Source organism: Methylobacterium ajmalii, from assembly GCF_016613415.1.
Lineage (GTDB): Bacteria > Pseudomonadota > Alphaproteobacteria > Rhizobiales > Beijerinckiaceae > Methylobacterium > Methylobacterium ajmalii.
Genome location: NZ_JACWCT010000062.1, coordinates 39,996 through 63,907 on the forward strand (window position 1 = coordinate 39,996; position 23,912 = coordinate 63,907).

The following is a 23,912-nucleotide window of genomic DNA, read 5'->3' on the forward strand; positions in this document are numbered from 1 at the left end:
TGACGCGAAGGGCGAGGCACCCGCCGGCGCCCCGCCCTCCCTGTCGCCGTCAGTACAGCCCGCCCGCCTGGGCCGCCCGGTCCGCGTCCGGGGGTACCGCCGCCGGCGCCGCCGGCTGGGCGCTCGGCGGGGCCGAGTAGCTGTCGGGCGGGGCGGTGCCGGGCTTGAAGGCCTCGAGCAGCCCGCCCTCCGAGCCGCCGGCACGGGTGCCGCTGGCGGCGTTGACGCGGATCAGCTTGATGCCCGGGGGCACGCGGAACGGCGTCGGCGGCTTGTCCTTGAGGGCGGCCTTCAGGAAGTCGCGGGCGATCGGGGCGGCGAGCCCGCCGCCGGTGGCGCTGTCGCCGAGAGAGCGGGGCTTGTCGTAGCCGATGTAGATGCCGACCGCGAGATCCGGCGAGAAGCCGACGAACCAGGCGTCCTTGGAGTCGTTGGTGGTTCCGGTCTTGCCGGCGAGCGGCTTGCCGATCTCCTTCAGGATCGTGGCGGTGCCGCGCTGGACCACGCCCTCCATGATCGAGACGATCTGGTAGGCGGTGAGCGGGTCGAGGACCTGCTCGGACTCGTCGACCAGCTTCGGCTCGTCCTGGCCCGACCACTTGTCGGCGTCGCAGCCGATGCACTTGCGGGTGTCGTGGCGGTAGATGGTCTCGCCGTTGCGGTCCTGGATCCGGTCGATCAGGGTCGGGCGGATGCGCCGGCCGCCGTTGTCGAGCATCGAGTAGGCGGTGACCATCCGCATCACGGTGGTCTCGCCGGCGCCGAGCGACATCGGCAGGACGGGCAGCATGTCGTCGTAGACGCCGAAGCGGCGGGCGTACTCGGCGATCAGCGGCATGCCGACATCCTTGGCGAGCCGCACCGTCATCAGGTTCTTCGAATGCTCGATGCCGTAGCGCAGGGTGTGGGGGCCGCCGCCGGCCTTGCCGCCGTAGTTGGTCGGGGTCCAGGCCTCCTGGCCGGGGCCCGCCTCGATGGTGATCGGCGTGTCGAGGACCATCGAGGACGGGGTGTAGCCGTTGTCGAGGGCCGCCGAGTAGACGATCGGCTTGAACGACGAGCCGGGCTGGCGCATCGCCTGGGTGGCGCGGTTGAACTCGCTCTCGTCGTAGGAGAAGCCGCCGACCATCGCGTGGACGCGTCCCGTGTAGGGGTCCATCGCCACGATCGCGCCGGAGACCTCCGGGATCTGGCGCAGGCGGTAGGTGTTGCCGGCCCCCTCCATGCGCTCGACGTAGACGACGTCGCCGGAATTGAGCGCCGCCGCGACGCTGCGGCCGGTCCAGCGCACGCCCTCGGCCGAGATGATCCCGGTCTCGCGGTCCTTCGAGACCTGGCCGGAGCTCTCGCGCTTGGGCTGCAGGCCGATCGTGGCGCGGCCGCCGGAGGTGTCGAGCACCACGGCCAGGCGCCAGGGCTGCACGTCGCCGAGCGCCGGCACCTCGGCCACCGCCATGCCCCAGTCGCGGCCGGCGAGCTCGACGCGGCTCTTCGGGCCGCGCCAGCCGCGGGCCTGATCGTAGCGCACCAGGCCGTCGACCAGCGCCTTGCGGGCCATCGCCTGCATCTTCGGGTCGAGGGTGGTGCGCACCGACAGTCCGCCCTCGTAAAGCTTCTTCTCGCCGTAGCGCTCGGAGATCTCGCGGCGGACCTCCTCGGCGAAGTAGTTCGCGTTGGCGGTGTTGGGCGAGATGGTGCGCGGGTTGACGCCGAGCGGCTGCTTGCGCTCGGACTCGGCCTCCTCCTTGGTGATGTACCCGTTCTGGGCCATCAGGCCGATGATCTCGTTGCGGCGCGCCAGCGCCTGCTGGGTGCGGCGGTAGGGGTGGTAGTTGTTCGGGCCCTTGGGCAGCGCCGCGAGATAGGCCGCCTCGTGGATCGTCAGCTCGTGCACCGACTTACCGAAGTAGTCGAGGGCGGCGGCCGCGATGCCGTGCAGGTTGCGGCCCGGCACGATCGTGCCGAGGAAGATCTCGTTGAGGTAGAGCTCGAGGATCTTGTCCTTCGAGTAGGTCGATTCGATGCGCAGCGCGATCAGCGCCTCGCGGACCTTGCGGTCGAGGGTCTGCTCGGAGGAGAGCAGGAAGTTCTTGGCGACCTGCTGGGTGATGGTCGAGGCGCCCTGCTTCTTGCCGCTGGACGCGTTGGTGACGATCGCCCGGACGATGCCCTCGGGGTCGATGCCGCCGTGCTTGTAGAAGTTCTTGTCCTCGGCCGACAGGAAGGCCGCGACGACGATCTTGGGCATCGCCTGGATCGGCAGGTAGAGCCGGCGCTCGCGGGCATACTCGGCGAGCAGGCTGCCGTCGGCCGCGTGGACGCGGGTCATCACCGGCGGCTCGTAATTGGCGAGCGCCGCGTGGTCGGGCAGGTCGCGCGAGTACTTCCAGTAGAAGTAGCCGCCCGCGGCCGCGCCGACGACGAAGAGCATCGCCGCGATGCTGAACAGGAAGCCGAAGAAGCGGAGGATGAAGCGCATCGAAACCCGATCCGTCGATGATGCCGCGGCGGCCCTCTGGCCGATCGAAAGCCCGAGGCCCGCAGCGGACGGCCACGCCTCGGCGCGGCTCCCCACCGGAACGCTACCCGCCATGACGACGCGCAGCCGCTCCCGCGATTAGCGGAGGACGGGCGCGAAAGCCAGGACAGCGAGGGGCCGACAGAGCCCTATCGACACGGGATCTATGGTGAAACTGGGGCGGGTGCGTGCTCGGCGGCCCGGCTGAGGCGCAAGCCGTCGGCGTTCAGCGCGGTCATCGCCTGGCCGGCGGGCGGCAGCCGGCCGGCGAAGAAGCGCTCGATCGCCCCGGCCATCTGCGCCGTGACCTTGGTGCGCCACTCGTCGGAGAGCAGCAGGTCGAGGTCGCGCTTGCTCGACAGGTAGCCGAGCTCGACCAGCACCGAGGGCACGTCGGGCGACCGCAGCACCCGGAACCCCGCCTCGCGGTGGGGCTTCACGCTCATCTCCATCACGCCGGAGAGGTTGGTGAGCAACCCTTGCGCGAACCGCGCCGAGAACCCGCGGGTCTCGCGCAGGGTGAGCTCCTGCAGGATCGTCGCGACGTCGCCCGGTCCCTCGCCCTGGTCGGCGCCGGCGGCCGCGTCGGCCTTGTTCTCGCGGTCGGCCAGCCGCGCCGATTCGGCGTCGGTCGCCTTCTCGGAGCCGGTGTAGATCGTGGCGCCGCGCACCTGCGGGGCGGCCGAGATCGAATCGGCGTGGATCGACACGAACAGGTCGGCGCGGGCGTCGCGGGCGATGCGCACCCGCTCGGCGAGCGGCACGAACACGTCGCGGTCGCGGGTCATCTGGACCCGGATGCGGCCGGTGGCCTCGAGGCGCTGGACCAGCCCCTGGGCGACTCCGAACACGATGTCCTTCTCGTAGACGCCGTTGCCCGCGATGGCGCCCGGATCGATGCCGCCATGGCCGGCGTCGACGATGACGAGGGGCCGCGAATCGACCGGATCGCGGGCCGGCGGGCCCTCGGCGCGGGCGGGCGCGGCCGGCTGGGCGGCGCGCCGGAACGCCTCGCGGTCGCTGCGGGCGAGATCGATGGTGAGCAGCGTCGCCCCGTCCCGCGGCCGGGTCGTGGTCGCGACCCGCGCCACGGTCGCGGCCTGGGCGAGGTCGATGACGATGCGCGAGCGCCCGGGGGCGAACAGGCCGTAGCGGTAGGAGGCGACGAGGCCGTCGCGCTTGCGGCCCGCCTCGGAGGGCAACTGGAAGTTGACCTCCGGCAGGTCGACGATCGCCCGGTCGGGCCGTTCCATCACGAAGGCCCGGGCCTCGACCGGCCGGGACAAAACCACCGTCAGGCGGGTGCCCTCCGGGACCGCCGAGATCTCGGCGCCGATCGCCACCGCGGGCCGGTCGGCGGCGGCGCGCTCGGCGGCCTGACGCTCGGGCATCTGGCGCTCGACGGCCGGACGCTCCGGCGCGGCGAGGCCGGGCAGCGGCGCGAGGAGGCCCAGCGCCACGAGGGCGGCGCGGAGCGGCAGGCGGATCGGACGTGCGCGTGTCGGCATGGTCTCGCGGCGACTTCTGGCGGCATCCCGGTTACGCGATAACCGCGCCATGGTTAACGCTTCGCAAAGCCGATCGGATCGTCCGCCCGGCGCCTGTGGCCGGGCGGGTACAGGGAGGGACGCCCGGGCCGGCGGGGGATCAGCAAGAGGCCGGCGGGGGACCGGCGACGCGCGGGCAGGACAAGCGAGCGAACATGCTTGCAAATTCGCCGCGACACTCTGTAATGGTATGGACCCTTGCCCGATGCCGCCGGCTCTTCCGCCGCGGCCCGCGGGCCCGCCCGGACGCTCTCGCAGCGGCTTCGGCGTTGGCCGGCCGCCGGCAGATCGTCCGACGATCAGCGTGCCGGGCAGGAGTCGCGTGATCCGCGGCGGCGTTCCCGAACGTCGTCGCCCGTTTTCCAACGGCCGCGGGGCCTTCCAGGCTCGCGCGCCCTGATTCGAAAGGTCGGTGGGAGTATGCGTGGACGCACAGCCTCGGATTTCGAAGCTGCCGTCCCCGGCGCACGCGCTCCGCGTCGCGCCCGTCCGCGCCCCCTGCCCCCGGCCATCGTCAACCCCTCGCGCGCGTGGATGCGCGCAGCGGCGATTGACGGCATCCCCCGCACGACATCATCCGCCGGGCCCGGAAGGGCACGGCACGGGAGAGCCCTCCCGGCGCAGGTTTCCGCGCCCGGGGCGGCACCGGACTACGGAGGCTCGTCCTCCCGCGCACGGCCAGGATCCCTGAGGTCACCCGCCTCAGGGTCCGTTCCCGGATGCCCCCGTCCAGCGGCGCTGCCGTCGGTCGCCATGCCGAAAGTTCGTCATGGCCAACAAGATGCTCATCGATGCCGCCCACCCGGAAGAGACCCGGGTGGTGACGGTCAAGGGTTCCAAGGTCGAGGAATTCGACTTCGAGTCCGCTAGCCGCCGCCAGCTGCGCGGCAACATCTATCTCGCCAAGGTCACGCGGGTCGAGCCGTCGCTGCAGGCCGCCTTCGTCGAGTACGGGGGCAACCGCCACGGCTTCCTCGCCTTCAGCGAGATCCACCCCGACTACTACCAGATTCCGATCGCCGACCGGATGGCGCTCCTCGAGGAGGAGGCGCGGGCCGAGCGCGAGCACGAGGAGCGCCCCGAACGCCAGGAGCGCGGTGAGCGCAGCGAGCGCTCGGAGCGTGGCGAGCGCCAGGAGCGCGGCGACCAGCCCCGCCGCCGCCGCCGCCGCGGCCGCCGGGCCGAGGCCTCGTCGCGCCCGTCCGACGCCGTGGTGAGCGCCCCGGCGGAGGATCTGCACGAGGCCGGCCAGGAGACCGGTCAGGAGACAGGTGTCGAGACGAGCGCTGTCGAGACGACCGGCTGGCAGGACACGCACCCGCGCGAGACGCTCGCCCAGGAGACCTTTAGCGAAGGGACGTTCAGCGAAGGGACGCCCGGCCAGCCCGAGAGCGGCGAGCATCCGGCGCAGGCCGCCCACGAGGCTCCGGCCGAGGCCCAGGCCGGCGACGCCGTCGCGCAGGACAACCTGATCCCGGAGACCCAGGCTCACGAGAGCCCGGCCCAGGAGAACTCTGCCCAGGAGATCCAGGCCCAGGAGACCCACGCTCAGGAGACCTCTGCCGAGCATCACCCCGTCGAGGCCGCCCCGCTGCAGGGCGAGGCCGGCGCCGAGACCCCGGCGGCGATCGCCGCCGCCGTGTCGGCGGAGCCCGCCCCCGTCGCGGACGCGACCGAGGCCGCTGCCGTCGCGTCCGAGCCCGTCGAGACCACGGTTCAGGCCGACACCGCCGGCGAGAGCGACGACGCGGGCGTCCTGCCCCAGCCCGTCGCCGCCTCGCAGCCGGTCGACGCCACGGAGTCCGACGAGGACGAGGAAGAGGACGACGAGGACGACGAGGAGTCTGACGACGAGTCCGAGGACGACGAGGACGACGATCAGGACGGGGACGACGAGGACGACGACCACGAGGAGGCGATCGTCGAGCAGGTCGGCGGCCGCGGCGACGCGCTGGCCGAGATCCCGGAGCGTCCCCGCACCCCGCGCCGGCACTACAAGATCCAGGAGGTGATCAAGCGCCGGCAGGTCATCCTGGTCCAGGTCGTCAAGGAGGAGCGCGGCACCAAGGGCGCGGCGCTCACCACCTACCTGTCGCTGGCCGGCCGCTACTCGGTGCTGATGCCGAACACCGGCCGGGGCGGCGGCATCTCGCGCAAGATCACCAGCGCGGCCGACCGCAAGCGCCTGAAGGAGATCGCCACCGACCTCGAGGTGCCCGAGGGGATGGGCGTCATCCTGCGCACGGCGGGCGCCTCGCGCACCAAGCCGGAGATCAAGCGCGACTTCGAGTACCTGATGCGGCTGTGGGAGAGCGTGCGCGAGCTCACCCTGTCCTCGGCCGCGCCGGCGCTGGTCTACGAGGAGGGCTCGCTGATCAAGCGCGCCATCCGCGACCTCTACAACAAGGACATCGACGAGGTTCTGGTCGCGGGCGAGGACGCCTACCGCGAGGCCAAGGACTTCATGCGGATGCTGATGCCGACGCAGTCGAAGGTGGTGAAGCCCTACCGCGACCCGACGCCGGTCTTCGCCCGCTTCGGGGTCGAGCAGCAGCTCGACGCGATGTTCTCCAACCACGTCTCCCTGCGCTCGGGCGGCTACCTCGTCATCAACCCGACCGAGGCGCTGGTCTCGATCGACGTGAACTCGGGGCGCGCCACCCGCGAGCACGACATCGAGGACACCGCCTACAAGACGAACCTGGAGGCCGCCGAGGAGGTGGCGCGCCAGCTGCGCCTGCGCGACCTCGCCGGCCTCATCGTCATCGACTTCATCGACATGGAGGAGAAGCGGAACAACCGCGCCGTCGAGAAGAAGCTGAACGAGTGCCTGAAGAACGACCGCGCCCGCATCCAGGTCGGCCGGATCTCGCCCTTCGGCCTGCTCGAGATGTCGCGCCAGCGCATCCGCACCGGCGTGCTCGAATCCTCGTCGGTGCCCTGCGCGCATTGCGGCGGCTCGGGCTTCGTGCGGGCGACCGCCTCGGTGGCCCTCCTGATCCTGCGGGCGATCGAGGAGGCGCTGATCAAGTCGAGCACCCACAACCTCGTGCTGCGCACCCGCAGCGAGGTGGCGCTCTACATCCTCAACCAGAAGCGCGCGCACCTGCACGAGCTCGAGATGCGCTTCGGCGTCGCGATCATCATCGCGGCCGACGACCGGCTGGCCGCGACCTCGGCCTTCCACCTCGATCGCGGCGACCCGGCCCAGCGGGTCGAGCCCCGGACCGTGACCAGCATCCGGGCCGAGGCGGTGCTGCCGCCGCCGCTGGAGGAGGATGACGAGGACGAGGAGATCGTCGAGGAGGCCGAGGAGGTCGAGGAGACCGCCGAGGCCGAGGGCGACGCCGAGGCAGAGACCGACGAGGAGGCCGGCGACGGCGCGCCGCGGGGCGAGGACGAGGGCGGGGGCAAGCGCCGTCGCCGCCGTCGCCGCCGGCGGGGCCGGGGCGAGCGCTCCGGGTCCGAGGACGGCGAGGCCGAGGGTCACGAGGACGAGGGCGACGAGTCCGGCGAGGCGCCGCGCGAGCAGGCCGTCGAGGGCGAGGCGGTGTCGATCCCGATCACCCAAGACGGTGCGGCGGCTCCCCGCGACGAGCGCGAGAGCCGCGAGGACGCCCTGAGCCGGCGGCGCCGGCGCGGGCGCCGCGGCGGTCGCGGCCGCGACCGCTTCGAGGAGACCGGCGGCACGATCGGCGACGAGGTCGTCGCCGGCACCGAGCCCGGCGAGGCCGGGGGCAGCCTGGTGCAGGACGCCCTGGCGGAGGAGATCGTCGCCCTCGACGAGATCTCCGGCTCGGCGCCCGAGGCGATCGGCCATCCGGTCGCGACGCCGGACCTCCCGGCCGTCGAGCGCGAGGCCCTGGCTGCCGAGGCGATCGAGGCCCCGCTCGGCGAGGCCGAGCCCGCCCGCGCGGCGGAGCCGGCACCGGCCGAGCCGGCGCCCGCCCCCGAGCCGGAGCCCGAGCCGGTGGCCGTCGTGCTCACCCCCCCGTCGGATCCGGACCGCCCGAAGCGGGCCGGCTGGTGGTCCCGCACCAAGGCGGCGATCGGCGGCGAGTGACCGCCGCGGGGCGGGCGCGGAGCCCCACCCCCGCCGGGGCGTGACGACGAGGCATGCGGGCCGCGCTCCGAGAGGAGCGCGGCCCTTTCCGTTGCGGCGGTGCACCATAGGGCGTACGGCCTAGGACGGATGACCGAACAGCGCGGCATTTTATACAGGACGGAGTGATTGCCGGTCTTCTGTCGCGGAGCGAACGAGTAATGTCGCGGAGCTCGGCGTGCGCCAGAACCGTCAGGGGAACCTAAGACGACGATGCGTCATCTCACACGCTAGACCAGGGTTCGGGCCGGCTGTTAACGGAAACGATACGGGGATCGGGGGAAATCGAGCCATCTCACCCTGGATCCTCGCCATGTTCCGCTCCCGTCACGCCCCTGCGCCCGTTCCCGTCGAGACCCCGGAGATGGTGGAGGAGCGCCTCGCCGGTCTCGTCGAGCGGGCCGGCGCCAGCGGGTCCGACCTGGGCTCCGGCCGCCTCGCCCGCTCCCTCGGTCAGCTCGTCGGGCGCCTGCAAGTGGCCGCTGCCGCGGATCTCGGCAGCACCGCCCGCGTCGCCGCCGAGGCCTCCGAGGCCGCGACGGTGCTGGGCTGGATGACGCACGACGCCAGCGAGATCGCCGGCCAGACCCGAGCGATGGCGGCGGCGGTCGAGGAGGTCGCGGCCTCCACCCGAGAGCTCGCGGGCCGCTCGCAGGCGAGCGCGGAAGTCGCCGAGCGGGCGAGCGGCGGCATCGCGTCCTGCGCGGCGGACATGCGCGAGGCCAGCAGCACGATGGCGGCGATCGAGACCCATGCCGGGCAGATCGAGCAGCGCCTGACCGGGTTCGAGAGCGCGGCGCTTCAGATCCAGGAGATGGCCGGCACGATCGAGGCGATCTCGAGCCAGACCAACCTGCTGGCGCTCAACGCCACGATCGAGGCGGCGCGCGCCGGCGAGGCGGGCCGCGGCTTCGCCGTGGTGGCGGCGGAGGTCAAGCAGCTCTCCGGCCAGACGGCCCGGGCGACCGAGCAGATCCGCGGCCGCCTGGCGGTGCTGCTGCAGGAGCTGGCGGCGATCCAGGCCGCGGTGGCCGAGAGCCGCCACGCCGTGGCGAGCGGCACCGCCGCGGTGGCCCGGGTCGAGGCCCGGGTGGTGCAGGAGGGCGACGCGGTCGCCCGCTCGGCGGAGGGGATCCGGGCGCTGGCCGAGGTGCTGGGCCAGCAGGAGGCCGCCACGGCCGAGATCTCGTCGGGCGTGCAGCAGGTCGCCGGCAAGGCCCAGAAGACGAGCGACGAGATCAAGGGCCTGATGGCGATCCTGGTGCGGGCCGAGACCAAGGCCCAGGAGGTCCTCGACGCCGGCGCCACGCGCGACCTGCCGGGCTACCGCCTGCTGCGCCTGCCCGCCGACATGGGGATGTGGAAGCGCCGCCTCGCGGCGGCCCTGGTCGGGCTCGGCCAGGCCTCCGCGGCGGTGCCGGCCTTCGCCACGGGCGACGCCGCCGAGCTCGGGCTGGACGCCTCGCACCCGGCCGCGCCCCAGATCGTCGCGGCCTGCACCGAGGCGCGCCGCCACGCCGCCGCCATGGTCGAGGCGCTGGGCGCCGGGGCCTGGGACAAGGCGATCCCGGCCTTCCAGGCCTTCGAGGCCGCCGCCAAGACGCTGGTGACCGCCGCCGAGGGCGCGACGCGCCACTGAAGCACGGGGCCCCGGAGCGGGTTCGCCACCGGGCGAAATTTCGGCGATCCTCGTCGGATCCGGGCCGCCTCGCGCGTCCCGGGACGGAGAGGGATCGCCGCCATACTCTACGCCATCCTCTGCTACAAGGACGAGGACGTCGTCGCCGCCTGGAGCGCGGCGGACGACGCCGCCGTGATGGACCGGCTCGGGCACGTGCACGCGCGGCTGGAGCGGGACGGCAAGCTCGGCCCGTCGCTGCGGCTCCTGCCGACGAGCACCGCCACCACCCTGCGCAAGGCGAGCGAGCCGCCACTGGTGATCGACGGCCCGTTCGCCGAGACCAAGGAGCAGCTGCTGGGCTTCTACGTCGTCGAGGTCGCCGACCTCGACGAGGCCCTGGAGATCGCCCGCGACCTCGCCGCGGCCAATCCGGGCGGCGCCTACGAGCTGCGGCCGGTCCTGCTCTACAATCCGGACCCGCGCCCGGCCCGGGACGGGCGCCCCGAGGGCGGGCCCCGGTGAGCGGGGACTCGCCCGATGCCGCCTGGCTCGCCGCCTCCCTGGCGGCGGCGAGGCCCCGGGTGGTCGCCGCGCTGTCGCGGGTGTTTCGCGACCTCGACACCGCCGAGGAGGCCTTCCAGGAGGCGAGCCTGCGGGCGCTGCGGACCTGGCCCCGCACCGGACCGCCGCGGGACGTGGCGGCCTGGCTGATCCTCTTCGGCCGCAACGCCGCCCTCGACGGCAGGCGCCACCTCGCCCGCCTCGCTCCCCTGCCGTCGGACGACGCGCTGTCCGATCTCGGCGACGCCGAGACGCCGCTCGCCGAGACGATCGACGCCGGGGCTATCGCGACGACATCCTGCGGCTCCTGTTCGTCTGCTGCCATCCGGACCTGCCGGCGACGCAGCAGATCGCGCTGGCGCTCCGCATCGTCTCGGGGCTCTCCGTGCCGCGCATCGCCCGCGCCTTCCTGGTCTCGGAGGCGGCGATGGAGCAGCGGATCACCCGCGCCAAGGCCCGCATCGCCAAGAGCCCGGTGCCCTACGGCGCGCCGGGCCCGGCCGAGCGGGCGGAGCGGCGCGCCGCCGTCTCGGCGATGCTCTACCTCGTCTTCAACGCCGGCTACTCGGCCGCGACCGGCACGGAGCGGGCGGAGCTGTGCGACGAGGCGATCCGCCTCGGCCGCCTGCTGCTGCGGCTATTCGCGACCGACCCGGAGACGATGGGGCTCCTCGCCCTGATGCTGCTCCAGCACGCCCGCTCCCCGGCGCGCTTCGACGCCGACGGCGAGATCGTTTTGCTGGAGGACCAGGATCGCGGGCTCTGGCGCAAGGCCCCGATCGCCGAGGGGCTGGCCCTCGTCGACAAGGCGATGCGCCACCGCGCGCCCGGCCCCTACCAGCTCCAGGCGGCCATCGCCGGCCTGCACGCCCGGGCCGCGCGGCCGCGGGACACCGACTGGGCCGGCATCGACGCGCTCTACGCGACGCTCGAACGGATGCAGCCCTCGCCGGTGGTGACGCTCAACCGCGCCGTCGCGGCCGCCAAGGTCGCCGGCCCGGCGGCCGGGCTCGCCCTCGTCGAGCCCCTGGCCGGGCCGCTGCAGGGCTACTTCCACTTCCATGGCCTGCGCAGCGCCCTGCTGCAGCAGCTCGGCCGCACCGCCGAGGCCCGGGAGGCGATGGGCCGGGCGATCGCGCTCGCCGGCACCCCGGCCGAGGCCGCGCATATCCGCCTCCAGCTCGACCGGCTGGCCGGGGACGGGTCGAAGGACCGCGAAAGAATCTGAAGCGGGGCTGTCGGGGACGGCCCCCGCCGCCCGTCCTTGCAACGAGGCCGCACCGACGACCGGCCCGACCCCGGAGAGGACCATGAGAGACGAAACGTCCGAAACCCCGTCCGACACGATCCCTCCGGTGAAGGGCGGCCTCGTCACCTACGTGACGGTGGACGGCGCCCTGAAGGCGGCGGAATTCTACGCCCGTGCCTTCGGGGCCGAGACCGTCGCCGCCCTGCCGGCGGACGAGCAGGGACGGACCTGCCACGTCCATCTCCACGTCAACGGCTCGTCGCTGATGCTGTGCGACGCCTATCCGGAGCACGGCCATCCGCTTCTGCCGCCCCAGAGCTTCGCCCTGACGCTGATGGTCGAGGACATCGACGCCCGCTATGCCCGCGCCGTCGAGGCCGGCGCCACCGCGATCATGCAGCCGGCCGAGATGTTCTGGGGCGACCGCTACGGCCAGTTGCGCGATCCCTTCGGAGTGGTCTGGGCGATGAACCAGCCGAAGCGCTGAAGCCGCCGCCGGAACCGGACACCGCCGATCTCCCACGCCCACCCGTCGAGCCCTCCGATGACCGATCCGACCGGACGCGATCTCGTCCTCACCCGCCTGATCCCCGCCCCGGCCGCCGCGCTCTACCGCGCCTGGACCGAGCCGGAGCTGATCAAGCGGTGGTTCGCCCCGCATCCCTTCACGGTCGCGCAGGCCGAGACCGATCCCCGCCCCGGCGGCGCGACCCGCATCGTCATGCGGGGGCCGGACGGGAGCGAGTTTACCAGCCGCGGCGTCTATCTCGAGCTGGTCGAGAATGCCCGCATCGTCTTCACCGACGCCTATGGATGCGCCTGGGAGCCGGCGGAGAAGCCGTTCTTCACCGGCATCATCACCTTCACGCCCGAGGACGGCGGCACCCGCTACACCGCGCTCGCCCGGCACTGGACGGCGGAGGATCGCGCCGCCCACGAGGCGATGGGGTTCCACGACGGCTGGGGCCGCTGCGCCGATCAGCTCGCCGATCTCGCAGCCCGCCTCTGACCGTCGAGGAGACGCATGATGACTTCCGTCAGCACCTGCTTGTGGTTCGCGCGCGACGCCGAGGAGGCGGTGCGCACCTACGTCGCCCTCGTCCCGGATTCGCAGCTCGGGCCGATCCTGCGTGCGCCGGGTCCCTGGCCCGGGGGCGAGCCCGGCGCCGCGATCCTGGTGAGCTTCACCCTCGGCGGGCAGAGCTTCCAGGCGCTCAACGGCGGCACGAGGGCCGACTACGGCACCGCCGCCTCGATCGCCGTCGCCTGCCCGAACCAGAGGGAGGTCGACCGCCTATGGGACGCGCTCCTCGCCGGGGGCGGCACCGAGATCCAGTGCGGCTGGCTGCGCGACCGCTGGGGCATGCCCTGGCAGATCTTCCCGGAAGTGCTGCCGCGCCTGCTCGCGCACCCGGACCCCGCCGTCGCCGCCCGGGTGTTTTCCGCGATGCAGGGCATGGTGCGGATCGACGGGGCGGCGCTGGAGCGGGCGGCCGCGGGCTGAACCGCGGGCCGATGCCTGGACCGGTTGCCCGTCGGTGCCTCGCCCCGTAGCGTACCCGCAACGGCGCGGGAGGATCGACCATGGCGGGAGTGACGCGCAGGCGCGTGCTGGGCAGCGCGGCCGCCGGGGCGGCGGCGCTCGCCGGGCCACGGGCGGCACGGGCGGCGCACGCCCCGAACATCGTGTTCATCATGGCCGACGACCTCGGCTACGCCGACGTCGCCTGTTACGGCCGGCCCGACCTCGCCACCCCGCACATCGACCGGATCGCCACCCGCGGCATGCGGTTCACGCAGGCCTACGCCAACTCGGCGGTGTGCTCGGCCACCCGCACGGCCTTGATCACCGGACGCTACCAGTACCGCCTGGCCGTCGGGCTCGAGGAGCCGGTGACGACCCGGTTCGCGGGCGGCATCCCGGCGGGGCATCCGACCCTGCCCGGCCTGCTGCGGCAGGCCGGGTATCGCACCGCGCTCATCGGCAAGTGGCATCTCGGCAGCGTGCAGGAATACGGGCCGCTGCAGCGCGGCTACGACGCGTTCTGGGGCTTTCGCGGCGGCACGATCGATTACTTCAGCCACCGCGGCACCGACGACAAGCCGGACCTGTGGGACGGCGACGTACGGATCGAGGAGGCCGGCTACGCCACCCACCTCCTGGGCCAGCGCGCCGTCGAGACGATCGCGGCCTCGGCGAAGGCCGGACGGCCGTTCTTCCTCAGCCTGCACTTCAACGCGCCGCACTGGCCGTGGGAGACGCCCGACGACGAGGCCGAATCGCGCCGGATCGCCGGCAGCAACCTGCGCCACTTCGACGGCGGCACCCAAGCCACCTACCGCCGGATCGTCGGCGAGATGGACGCCCAGATCGGCCGCGTCCTCGACGCCCTCGAGGCCAACGGCATCGCCGAGGACACGATCGTGGTGTTCACGAGCGACAACGGGGGCGAGCGCTTCTCAGACACCTGGCCGTTCACCGGCCGCAAGACCGAGCTGCTGGAGGGCGGCCTGCGCATCCCGGCGATCGTGTCGTGGCCGCGGCGGCTGAAGGCGGGCGCGGTCTCAACCCAGCCGATGATCACCATGGACTGGCTGCCGACGCTGCTCGCCGCCGCCGGCTCCGCTCCCGATCCGGCCTATCCGTCCGACGGCATCGACCTCCTGCCGATCCTGACCGGCCAGGCCTCGGAGCGGCCCCGCACGTTCTTCTGGCGCTACCGCGCCAACGCCCAGGCGGCGATGCGCGACGGCGACCTCAAGTACCTCAAGATCCGGGACAACACGTTCCTGTTCGACGTGGTCGCCGATCCGCTGGAACGGGCGAACCTGAAGAACCGCCGTCCGGAGGACTTTTCGCGACTTCAGACGGCCTGGACCGCCTGGAGCGCCGGCATGTTGCCGGAGCGGTCGGACAGCTTCACCGAGAGCTACACGGGCGCGCAGCTCGCCGACCATTTCGGGGTCGGGGCGCCGGCGGGGAAATGACGTCCGGGCGTGCGAGCGCACCCGCTCCCCGGCATTGCGGGGCCGCCGCGCGGCCCCCGGGATGAACGACGCCGATCGTCGGGACACGCGGCGGGTCAGTGCAACCGCTCGCACCAGTACGCGTGCGTCCGGTACGGGAAGGTCACCTCCGGCCGCCCCGCGAGCTCCGGCGTGCGATCGATCAGCGCCCGCACGCTCGCCGCCACCCTCGCCCGCTCCGCCTCCGGCAAGGCCGCGATGAAGCTCACCGACAGGGCACGGTCGAGGATCACCTGCTCGGGAGCGCCGGCATGGCCGTGAGGAAAAACCTCCTCGTGCAGGGGCCCGAATCCCTCGGCCGGAAACGGCGCCCGCCACGCGCCGGTGTGGTAGCGCGGCGCGTCGCCCTCGTGGGCGTTCATGATCGCGGTCAGATCCGCCACCCAGGGCGTGCCCTCGTCGCGGACGTTCCAGACGAGGCCGAGGCGGCCGCCGACCTTGAGCACCCGGCGGATCTCGGCGAGCGCCGCCTTCGTCGAGAACCAGTGGAAGGCCTGGGCGCAGACGAGCGCGTCGAGGCTGGCATCGGCGAGCGGCATCGCCTCGGCGGAGCCGGCGAGCGCGGTCACGCCCGGCAGGGAGCCGGCGAGCGCGTCCCGCATGGCTGCGACGGGCTCCACCGCCGTCACGTCGGCGCCGGTCGCGGCGATGAGGCGGGTGAACTTACCGGTCCCGGCGCCGAGATCGGCGGCCCTGCGGCCGGGACCGAGACGCAGGGCGTCGCGCAGCCAGGCGCCGAGCGCCGCCGGATAGTCGGGCCGGCCCCGCGCGTAGGTCTCGGCGCCGGAGGCGAAACCGGTCGCGGCGGCGGGATGCAGGTCGGTCATCGGTGTCCTCCCCTGGCGGAACAGGCCGGCCGGGTTCGGCGTCGCACGCCCGGCACGCCCGGCACGCCCGGTATCCGGGTGGAGAGGGGCCGGGGCAAGCCCGGTCGGCGACGCCGCGATCAGAGATGGTCGAGGGGTAGCGGGCCCTCGGCCTTGACCGTCTGGATCGCGAAGTTGCTGCGGATGTCGCTGACCCCTGGCAGGCGCATCAGCGTGTCGAGGAGCAGGCGCTCGTAGGCGGCGAGGTCCGGCACGACGACCTGGAGCAGGAAATCGGATTCGCCGGAAACGAGGTGGCAGGCCACCACGCTCGGGAGGAGGCGCACCGCGCCCCGGAACGCCGCCGCCCCGCTCTCGTCGTGGCGGACGACCTTGACTCCGACGAAGACGGTGAGGCCGAGGCCGAGCTCGGCCCGGTCGAGCGTCGCCCGGTAGCCGCCGATGACCCCGGCCTCCTCCAGCAGGCGGACGCGGCGCAGGCAGGGCGAGGGCGACAGGCCGACCTCCTCGGCGAGCTGCACGTTGGTCAGCCGCCCGTCCCGCTGCAGCGCCGCCAGGATGCGCCGATCGATGGCGTCGAGAACCATTTTTGGCATCTGTGCGGCTTCCGAAACGGATTTCTTGGCACGGTATGCCAAAGATCGCCGCGCGCGAAGCCGCATTCGGCCGGATCGGCCAGTCCGGGAGCGCTAGGGTCCGGCCGTTCGCCCAAGGGCCCGCCATGACCGATCCCACCATGACCGATCTCGTCGTCTTCCTCGCCTTCCTGGCCGTCGCCTTCCTGGTGCCCGGCCCCGACATGGTGCTGATCCTGCGCACCGGCGCGGCCCAGGGGCGGGGGGCGGCCCGGGCGGTGGCCCTCGGCCTCGCCGTGGCCCGCACGGTCCATGTCAGCCTGTCGGCCGTCGGGCTCGCCGCTCTCCTGGTGGCGTCGCCCGTCGTCTTCGGGTGGCTGCGCCTCGCCGGGGCCGCCTATCTCGTCTGGCTCGGATGGCGGGTGTGGCGCGCCGAGGTCGCGCTGCCCGAGCTGGGGGGCGCTCCCGTCCTCTCGCCGGCGGCGGCCTTCCTGCGCGGCCTCGTGACCAACATCCTCAACCCGAAGGCGCTGCTGTTCTGCTCCGTGTTGCTGCCGCAATTCGTGCGCTCGGACCAGGCGAACGCGTCCGCCCGCTTCGTCGTGCTCGGCGCCGTCCTCGTCGCGGCCGGGCTCGCCTTCGACCTCGTCTACGCCGAGGCGGGAACGAAGCTCGGCCGCTGGCTCGACCGGCGCCCCGCGGCCCAGCGGGCGCAACGCTGGATCTTCTCCGGCCTGCTGGTCAGCTTCGGCGTCGGCCTGATGGCCGGTTGAGCACCGGCCCCGGGGCCTGCCGCGGGCGCGTCAGGCCAGCCAGCCCTTCAGCCGCCGCACCGCCTCGTGCGCCTCGGCCTCGCCGCCGGCGAACGAGAGGCGCAGGTGGTGGGCCCCGGCCTCCGGGTCGAAGTCGAGGCCGGGCGTCGCCGCCACCCCGGCCTCGTCGAGCATACGGCGGCAGAAGCCGATCGAGTCGTTGGTGAGCCGCGCGACGTCGGCGTAGAGGTAGAAGGCGCCGTCGGCCGGGTGCACGTCGCCGAGGCCGATCGACGGCAATTCGTTCAGCAGCAGCGCGCGGGCGCGGGCATAGTCGGCCTTCACCCCTTCCAGCTCCTCGGTCGCCTCGAAGGCGGCGAGCGCGGCCACCTGCGACAGGTAGGGCGCCGAGATGTAGAGGTTCTGCGCCAGCCGCTCGATCGGCCGCACCAGGGATTCCGGCACCACCATCCAGCCGATGCGCCACCCGGTCATGCAATAGTACTTCGAGAACGAGTTGATCACGACCGCGTCGGGATCGACCGCGAGCGCGGTGGCGGCGGGCCGGCCGTAGGTCAGGCCGTGATAGATCTCGTCGGAGATGAACCGCAGCCCCAGGTCGCGGCAGGTCCCGGCGAGGGCGGCGAGGCCCGCCTCGTCGATCATCGTGCCGGACGGGTTGGCCGGGCTCATCACCAGGAGGCCCGCGAGCGGGCTCGCGGCATGGGCGGCCCGTACTCCCGCGGCGGTCGGCACGAAGCCGTCCTCGGCCCGCAGCGGCAGGCCGACCGGCTCGAGATCGACCGCCTGGAGGACCGAGCGGTAGGCCGGATAGCCGGGCGCCGAGATCGCGACGCGCCCGCCGGCATCGAACAGGCTGAGGAAGGCCAGCACGAAGCCGGCCGAGGAGCCGGTGGTGACGACGACCCGCTCGGGCGCGACGGCAACGCCGTAGGCCTCGGCGTAGTGGCGGGCGATCCGCTCGCGCAACGGCGCGAGGCCGAGCGCCTCGGTATAGGGGATGCGGCCCGAGGCCAGCGCCGCCTGCGCCGCCGCGATGGCGGGTTTCGGCGCGGGTGCGGAGGGCTGGCCGACCTCCATGTGCACCACGCTGTCGCCGGCCCGCTCGCGCCGCGCCGCGGCGGCGAGCACGTCCATCGCCAGGAAGGGCGCGACGCGGGCGGCGCGGCGGGAGACGAGAGAGGCGGGTTCGGACATGACGGGCCTTGATGGGAGGGCGCGGGTGCGTCCCCGCACATAGCGGGATTTGCCGGCGATTGCGCCCCGCGGCCGGCGCCGAGCCCGATGTGACCAGGCGTAATTTGACAAGGCCGCCGCGAAACCGCCTAACCGGGGGGTCAAGGAGCGCGCCACGATTGTGCGCCACCGACGGTGGACGACCCCGATGAGGACGACGATGCTGCCCCTGCCCCGCCTTCTGCCCGCCCTCGCCCTCGCGGGCCTCGTCGCCGCGGTTGCCCCGACGCAGGCCCAGTCGCCGACGACCACGCCGGCGGCGCCCGCCACCCAAGCTCCCGCCCCGGCCGCGATGCCGGACGCCCAGCGCCAGGCGATCGAGAGCGTGGTGCGCGACTACCTGCTGAAGAACCCCGAGGTGCTGCAGGAGGCGATGGCCGAGCTGGAGAAGCGCCAGCAGGACGCCCAGAAGGTCGCCCAGGCCAGCGCCCTGAAGGAGACCCGCGACACCCTGCACAACTCGCCGCACGGCTTCGTCGCCGGCAACCCGAACGGCGACGTCACCCTGGTCGAGTTCTTCGATTACAATTGCGGCTACTGCAAGCGGGCGCTCACCGACCTGCAGACCCTGATCAAGGGCGACCCGAAGCTGAAGGTGGTCCTGCGCGACTTCCCCGTGCTCGGACCCGATTCGCTCGAGGCCAGCAAGGTGGCGCTCGCCGCCAAGCAGCAGATCAAGGGCGACAAGCTGTTCGACTACCACATCCGCCTGCTCGAGAGCCGCGGCCGGGTGAACGGCGAGCGGGCGATCGCGGTCGCCAAGGAGATGGGCCTCGACATCGCCAAGCTGCAGAAGGACATGCAGGCCCCCGACATCCAGGCGGCGCTGCAGGAGAACGTGGGCCTGGGCGACAAGCTCGGCCTGTCGGGCACCCCGGCCTTCATCATCGGCGACGAGATCATCCCGGGCGCCGTCGGCGTCGAGCCGATCCGCAAGACGGTGGCGGGCGTGCGCCAGTGCGGCCACGCCACCTGCTGAGGTTCCCGCTTGCCCGTCGCGCCGGCGCCACTATCGCGCGCCGGTCGCATGGTCTATGAGGCCCGCCGATCGCCCGACGGACGCCCGACGCCCCCCGCGTCGTCCGACACCGGGTCCCGGCGGGCCAACCCCCGCCCCTCCTTCACGAGTGCCGAAGACCGCCGTGCCCTCCAACAACAAGCATGATCCCTTCGACCCCGAGCTCGTGCGCGAGCTCGCGACCCTGATCGCCGAGACCGATCTGAGCGAGATCGAGGTCGAGAAGGGCGACCTGCGCATCCGCGTCGCCCGCGAGCGCGCCGTGCAGCAGGTGCAGGTCCCGGTGGCCGCCGTCGCCCCGCCCCTTCCCGCCGCCGCGATCCCCGCCGCCGCGCCGGTCCTCACCGCCGAGTCCGACCCGAAGGCGCTCGCCGCCCATCCGGGCGCGGTGCTCTCGCCGATGGTCGGCACCGCCTACCGCAAGCCCTCGCCCGAGGCGAAGAACTTCGTCGAGGTCGGCTCGCGGATCGAGAGTGGCGCCCGGGTCCTGCTCGTCGAGGCGATGAAGACCTTCAACGACATCGTGGCGCCGCGCTCCGGCACCGTGACGGCGATCTTCATCGAGGACGGGCAGCCGGTCGAGTTCGGCGAGCCCCTGCTGCTGATCGAGTGATCTCAAGGAACCCATGTTCGACAAGATCCTGATCGCGAACCGGGGCGAGATCGCGCTCCGCATCCTGCGGGCCGCCAAGGAGCTCGGCATCGCGACCGTGGCGGTGCACTCCACCGCCGACGCCGACGCCATGCACGTCCGGCTCGCCGACGAGAGCGTGTGCATCGGACCGCCGCCGGCCCGCGACAGCTACCTCAACATCCCGTCGATCATCGCCGCCTGCGAGATCACCGGCGCCGACGCGGTGCATCCGGGCTACGGCTTCCTGTCCGAGAACGCCCGTTTCGCCGAGGTGCTCAACCACCACGGCATCGGCTTCATCGGCCCGAAGGCCGAGCACATCCGGGTGATGGGCGACAAGATCGAGGCCAAGCGCACCGCCAAGCGCCTCGGCATCCCGTGCGTCCCCGGCTCCGAGGGCGGCGTCACCGATACCGACGAGGCCAAGCGCGTCGCCGCCGACATCGGCTACCCGGTGCTGATCAAGGCGGCCTCGGGCGGCGGCGGCCGCGGCATGAAGGTCGCCCGCAGCGAGGCCGACCTCGAGAACGCCCTGATGACCGCCCGCACCGAGGCGAAAGCCGCCTTCGGCGACGACGCGGTCTACATCGAGAAGTACCTCGAGAAGCCGCGCCACATCGAGGTGCAGGTGCTCGGCGACGGCCGCGGCAACGCCATCCACCTCGCCGAGCGCGACTGCTCGCTCCAGCGCCGGCACCAGAAGGTCTGGGAGGAAGGCCCCTCCCCGGCGCTCAACGCCGAGATGCGCGAGCAGATCGGCGGCACGGTCGCCCGGGCGATGCAGGAACTGGGCTATACCGGCGCCGGCACGATCGAGTTCCTCTACGAGGACGGGCAGTTCTACTTCATCGAGATGAACACCCGGATCCAGGTCGAGCATCCCGTCACGGAGATGATCACCGGGATCGACCTCGTCAACGAGCAGATCCGGGTGGCGGCCGGTGCGCCGCTCTCGGTGCGCCAGGAGGACGTGCGGGTCGAGGGCCACGCCATCGAGTGCCGGATCAACGCCGAGCACCCGGCGACCTTCCGGCCCTCGCCGGGCACGATCACCTACTTCCACCCCCCCGGCGGCCTCGGGGTGCGGGTCGATTCGGCAGCCTACCAGGGCTACCGCATCCCGCCGCACTACGACTCGCTGATGGGCAAGCTCATCGTCCACGGCCGCACCCGCAACGAGTGCCTGATGCGGCTGCGCCGGGCGCTGGACGAGTTCGTGGTCGCGGGCATCGACACGACCCTGCCGCTGTTCCGCACCCTGGTGCGCAACGCCGACATCCAGAACGGCCTCTACGACATCCACTGGCTCGAGGAATTCCTCAAGACCGGCGGGCTCGAGGTCGAGTAGGCGGACCCGCACGGCGAATCTTCGGCAAGGGGCGTCCTCGCGGGCGCCCCTTCGCGTTTCGGGCCGTGCGGACCCGGCCCGGATGCGGCATCGCAGCAATCGATGGTGCGCGAGATTTTTGCGCGCGCGCCGGAACGGGACGGCGCCTCGACGGTTCTCCCGGCGACAATGGCCGGAACACTTGGATCACCTCTGCGTCAGATGGTGAACAGGGCGTTCCGGACTGTAACGGTCGCAGTCGAGAACCGAGAGAGACTGTCCCCATGCGCATGATCACGCTTGCCACCCTGGCCGCCCTGTTGGCCACCCCCGCCCTCGCCCAGGCGCCCGTCTACGCGGGCCCGGCCGCCCCGGTGGTCGATCCGCTCTCGACCGGCACCGTGGTGAGCCCCGATCGTCCGGCTCCCGTCGGCGGCGTCGGCCGCAACACCATCGAGACCGAGATCGATTCGGCCAAGGGCGGCAACGCCGCGATGCCGAGCCGCCTGAACCCGAACCTCGGCAACACCTCGGGCGGCCCGTCGAACTGAGCCGCAACGAGCACGCCGATACGCGAGGAAAGGTCCGCGGCCAGCCGCCGCGGGTCTTTCCTCGTTTGGGCATCTCCCCGCCTCGAGCAGCGCCTGATCGCTTTGCAATCCGGCGCTGCTCGAGGTCGTCGGTTTTGTCGCATTTTCCATCGACGACCCGGTGCCCCCTTCGTCGGAAAATGCTCTCGTTCGACCGGGTCTCCCCGCCGCCCCTTTTCCGGGAGCCGGTCCGGGGTGAGAATGCCGCCCCCGCACCCTGTGCCCGGAACCCCCGTCGATGCACGGCAGCCTGAACGTCGAGATCACCGCGGAGATCCTGCTCAAGGCCTACGCCGCCGGCATCTTCCCGATGGCGGAGGATGCCGACGACCCGACGTTGTACTGGGTCGAGCCGAAGGAGCGGGGCATCCTGCCCCTCGACCGCTTCCATCTCGGGGCTCGCCTCGCCCGCACGGTGCGCAACGGCGACTTCGAGGTGGTGACCGACCGCGACTTCGACGCGGTGATCGAGGGCTGCGCCGCCCCGCGGCGCGACAGCGACCGCACCTGGATCAACGCCCGCATCCGCGCCATCTACGGCGAGTTGTTCGACCTCGGCCATTGCCACACCGTCGAGGTCTATGCCGGCGAGCCCCGGACCCTGGTGGGCGGCCTCTACGGCGTCTCGCTGGGCTCGGCGTTCTTCGGCGAGAGCATGTTCCACACCGTCCGGGACGCCTCGAAGGTGGCCCTCGTCCACCTCGCCGCGCGGCTGAAGCGCGGCGGCTACACCCTGCTCGACGCGCAGTTCGTCACCAGCCACCTCGCCCAGTTCGGCGCCGAGGAGGTGCCGCGCCAGGCCTACAAGGCGATGCTGCGCGCCGCCATCGAGCGGCCGGCGCAATGGGACGGCGCGCCGCTCACCGGGCCCGAGGCGGTGGCGGCCCTCGGCCATCCGTGACATGATTCGCCCGATCCGGATCTGCTCGACCGTAGACGATCGAATAGGAAGATTCGGCAATTTTCACTGCCGGTCTTTCCCTGACGCGACGTTTTCGGCCCGACGGATTGTTGCAGGACCGTCACTGTGTCCGGGGTTCGCGCGCCGATCCTGGCCCGGTACTTCCTAAGAATGCCGTATGACCTTTGCCGGGATTGCAGCGAAACGGTGAAGCTCGTTATCTCTCCTCCAATTCGCGGCGCCGTGCGGCACCGCACGAGTCGGATACCGGCGGGGGGAGTATGTCGGGCATGGTTGCGTCGCGCTGGGGACTTCTGGTCACGACCGCCCTTGTCTCGGCCGCGCTCGCCGCGCCGGCCGCGGCGCAGGGCACCATCGCCCTCGAGACCATCGATGTCGTGCCGGTCACCCCGGTCGCCGGCGCGGGCGGCACCGCCCGCTCGGCCACGGGCGAGCGGATCGAGGGCGGCGGCAACCTGTCGCTCGCCAAGGTGCCGTTCACCGTCGAGACCGTGACGGCCCGGAAGCTCGAGCAGGACCGCGCCACCCTCGATCCCACCTTCACGCTCGCCCGCACCACGCCCGGCGTGAACCTGTCGGACGGCCAGGGCAACAGCTTCCGCCAGACCCTGACCTATCGCGGCTTCGACGCCTCGCCGCTCCTCGGCGCGCCGCAGGGCCTCGCCGTCTACCAGAACGGCACCCGCATCAACGAGGCCTTCGGCGACGTGGTGAACTGGGACCTGATCCCCCAGGTCGCGATCAACCGCATCGACATCGTCACCGGCAACCCGGTCTTCGGCCTCAACGCGCTCGGCGGCGCGGTCAACATCGAGATGAAGAACGGCTTCACCTGGCAGGGCAAGGAAGTCTCGGTGATCGGCGGCTCCGACGGCCGCATCCTGGGCACCCTGCAATACGGCGAGGTGATCGGCCCCTGGAGCTTCTACTTCGCCGGAGAGGGCCTGCGCGATGCCGGCTGGCGCTACAAGTCGCCGTCCGAGATCGGCCGGGTCTACGCCGATATCGGCCACCGCACGCTCGATTCCGAGTTCCACATCATCGCGTCCGGCGCCAAGACCTATTTCGGCGCCGCCGCCGCCTCGCCGGTCGACTTCACCCGCAACAACGAGCGGGCGATCTTCACCTATCCGCAATCGATCGACACCACGGTCGGCCAGGTCCAGATCACCGGCAAGGTCAACGTCTCGCCGACCTGGGACCTGTCGGGCAACGCCTATGTCCGCCGCCTGAGCCAGTTCGTGATCGACGGCAACGACGGCAACTTCGAGAATTGGGTTCTTCGTCATTCGGGGTTGATAGGGGCTCACAGTAGCCCCGCCTCCAAATCGGCCTCCAGGGTTGATAGCGGCATCCCGTAGTACCGCCAGGGGCCGTAGATCGGC

At 72.3% G+C, this 23,912-nt stretch carries 18 protein-coding genes and 2 pseudogenes; 15 read left to right on the plus strand and 5 right to left on the minus strand.

Annotated features, from left to right (window positions below):
• Positions 1–49: 49 nt before the first annotated feature.
• Both HPY23_RS11920 and HPY23_RS11925 read right to left on the minus strand, forming a co-directional pair.
• On the minus strand, positions 50–2,479 hold the full coding sequence (locus HPY23_RS11920) for a penicillin-binding protein 1A (protein WP_060847351.1): 2,430 nt from the start codon (positions 2,477–2,479) through the stop codon (positions 50–52).
• 203 nt (positions 2,480–2,682) lie between these two features.
• Positions 2,683–4,026: an N-acetylmuramoyl-L-alanine amidase gene (locus HPY23_RS11925; protein ID WP_418888695.1), complete on the minus strand. Its 1,344-nt coding sequence runs from the start codon at positions 4,024–4,026 to the stop codon at positions 2,683–2,685.
• An 808-nt stretch (positions 4,027–4,834) separates the two neighbouring features.
• Between HPY23_RS11925 and HPY23_RS11930 the strand changes: the two genes are divergently transcribed.
• The 8 genes and pseudogenes from HPY23_RS11930 (at position 4,835) to HPY23_RS11965 (ending at position 14,586) form a co-directional block, all read left to right on the plus strand.
• On the plus strand, positions 4,835–8,128 hold the full coding sequence (locus HPY23_RS11930) for an Rne/Rng family ribonuclease (RefSeq protein WP_091888934.1): 3,294 nt from the start codon (positions 4,835–4,837) through the stop codon (positions 8,126–8,128).
• A gap of 352 nt (positions 8,129–8,480) precedes the next feature.
• Entirely contained in the window at positions 8,481–9,806 is a 1,326-nt protein-coding gene (locus HPY23_RS11935; protein ID WP_060847349.1) for a methyl-accepting chemotaxis protein, read from the plus strand.
• Positions 9,807–9,908: 102 nt separating this feature from the next.
• Positions 9,909–10,310: a YciI family protein gene (locus HPY23_RS11940; RefSeq protein WP_091888936.1), complete on the plus strand. Its 402-nt coding sequence runs from the start codon at positions 9,909–9,911 to the stop codon at positions 10,308–10,310.
• Positions 10,307–11,577: pseudogene (locus tag HPY23_RS11945) on the plus strand (RNA polymerase sigma factor). Before HPY23_RS11940 ends, HPY23_RS11945 begins: the two are co-directional and overlap by 4 nt.
• Before the next feature lie 82 nt (positions 11,578–11,659).
• On the plus strand, positions 11,660–12,085 hold the full coding sequence (locus tag HPY23_RS11950; protein WP_060847346.1) for a VOC family protein: 426 nt from the start codon (positions 11,660–11,662) through the stop codon (positions 12,083–12,085).
• 57 nt (positions 12,086–12,142) lie between these two features.
• A complete protein-coding gene (locus HPY23_RS11955; protein WP_091888938.1) occupies positions 12,143–12,607 on the plus strand; it encodes an SRPBCC family protein in 465 nt (154 codons plus the stop codon).
• An 18-nt stretch (positions 12,608–12,625) separates the two neighbouring features.
• Positions 12,626–13,102 carry a VOC family protein gene (locus tag HPY23_RS11960; protein WP_091888974.1) on the plus strand — a complete coding sequence of 159 codons (477 nt, stop codon included), beginning with the start codon at positions 12,626–12,628 and terminating at the stop codon, positions 13,100–13,102.
• Between the two features lie 80 nt (positions 13,103–13,182).
• Positions 13,183–14,586 carry a sulfatase family protein gene (locus tag HPY23_RS11965; RefSeq protein WP_091888940.1) on the plus strand — a complete coding sequence of 468 codons (1,404 nt, stop codon included), beginning with the start codon at positions 13,183–13,185 and terminating at the stop codon, positions 14,584–14,586.
• Between the two features lie 95 nt (positions 14,587–14,681).
• Here the strand turns inward: HPY23_RS11965 and HPY23_RS11970 are convergent, their stop codons facing one another.
• Both HPY23_RS11970 and HPY23_RS11975 read right to left on the minus strand, forming a co-directional pair.
• Positions 14,682–15,452 (minus strand): class I SAM-dependent methyltransferase, encoded by a 771-nt coding sequence (locus HPY23_RS11970; protein WP_200601852.1) that lies wholly within the window; start codon positions 15,450–15,452, stop codon positions 14,682–14,684.
• Between the two features lie 119 nt (positions 15,453–15,571).
• Positions 15,572–16,048: an Lrp/AsnC family transcriptional regulator gene (locus HPY23_RS11975; protein ID WP_060847342.1), complete on the minus strand. Its 477-nt coding sequence runs from the start codon at positions 16,046–16,048 to the stop codon at positions 15,572–15,574.
• 125 nt (positions 16,049–16,173) lie between these two features.
• Between HPY23_RS11975 and HPY23_RS11980 the strand changes: the two genes are divergently transcribed.
• Complete coding sequence (locus HPY23_RS11980; protein WP_236012765.1) at positions 16,174–16,800, plus strand: LysE family translocator; 627 nt, start codon at positions 16,174–16,176, stop codon at positions 16,798–16,800.
• A gap of 30 nt (positions 16,801–16,830) precedes the next feature.
• Here HPY23_RS11980 and HPY23_RS11985 read toward each other — a convergent pair whose 3' ends face one another.
• Positions 16,831–17,997 (minus strand): aminotransferase class I/II-fold pyridoxal phosphate-dependent enzyme, encoded by a 1,167-nt coding sequence (locus HPY23_RS11985; RefSeq protein WP_060847341.1) that lies wholly within the window; start codon positions 17,995–17,997, stop codon positions 16,831–16,833.
• 199 nt (positions 17,998–18,196) lie between these two features.
• Between HPY23_RS11985 and HPY23_RS11990 the strand changes: the two genes are divergently transcribed.
• The 6 genes and pseudogenes from HPY23_RS11990 to HPY23_RS12015 form a co-directional block, all read left to right on the plus strand.
• Positions 18,197–19,015 carry a DsbA family protein gene (locus tag HPY23_RS11990; protein WP_060847340.1) on the plus strand — a complete coding sequence of 273 codons (819 nt, stop codon included), beginning with the start codon at positions 18,197–18,199 and terminating at the stop codon, positions 19,013–19,015.
• A gap of 148 nt (positions 19,016–19,163) precedes the next feature.
• Positions 19,164–19,667 carry an acetyl-CoA carboxylase biotin carboxyl carrier protein gene (gene accB / locus HPY23_RS11995; RefSeq protein ID WP_413231072.1) on the plus strand — a complete coding sequence of 168 codons (504 nt, stop codon included), beginning with the start codon at positions 19,164–19,166 and terminating at the stop codon, positions 19,665–19,667.
• A gap of 13 nt (positions 19,668–19,680) precedes the next feature.
• Positions 19,681–21,036, plus strand: coding sequence for an acetyl-CoA carboxylase biotin carboxylase subunit (accC, locus tag HPY23_RS12000; protein WP_060847338.1), 1,356 nt, complete (start codon positions 19,681–19,683; stop codon positions 21,034–21,036).
• Between the two features lie 263 nt (positions 21,037–21,299).
• Positions 21,300–21,566 carry a hypothetical protein gene (locus HPY23_RS12005; protein ID WP_091888944.1) on the plus strand — a complete coding sequence of 89 codons (267 nt, stop codon included), beginning with the start codon at positions 21,300–21,302 and terminating at the stop codon, positions 21,564–21,566.
• 277 nt (positions 21,567–21,843) lie between these two features.
• Entirely contained in the window at positions 21,844–22,506 is a 663-nt protein-coding gene (gene aat / locus HPY23_RS12010; protein ID WP_091888946.1) for a leucyl/phenylalanyl-tRNA--protein transferase, read from the plus strand.
• 290 nt (positions 22,507–22,796) lie between these two features.
• A pseudogene (locus HPY23_RS12015) lies at positions 22,797–23,819 on the plus strand (TonB-dependent receptor plug domain-containing protein); the annotation flags it as partial.
• Positions 23,820–23,912 lie beyond the last annotated feature (93 nt).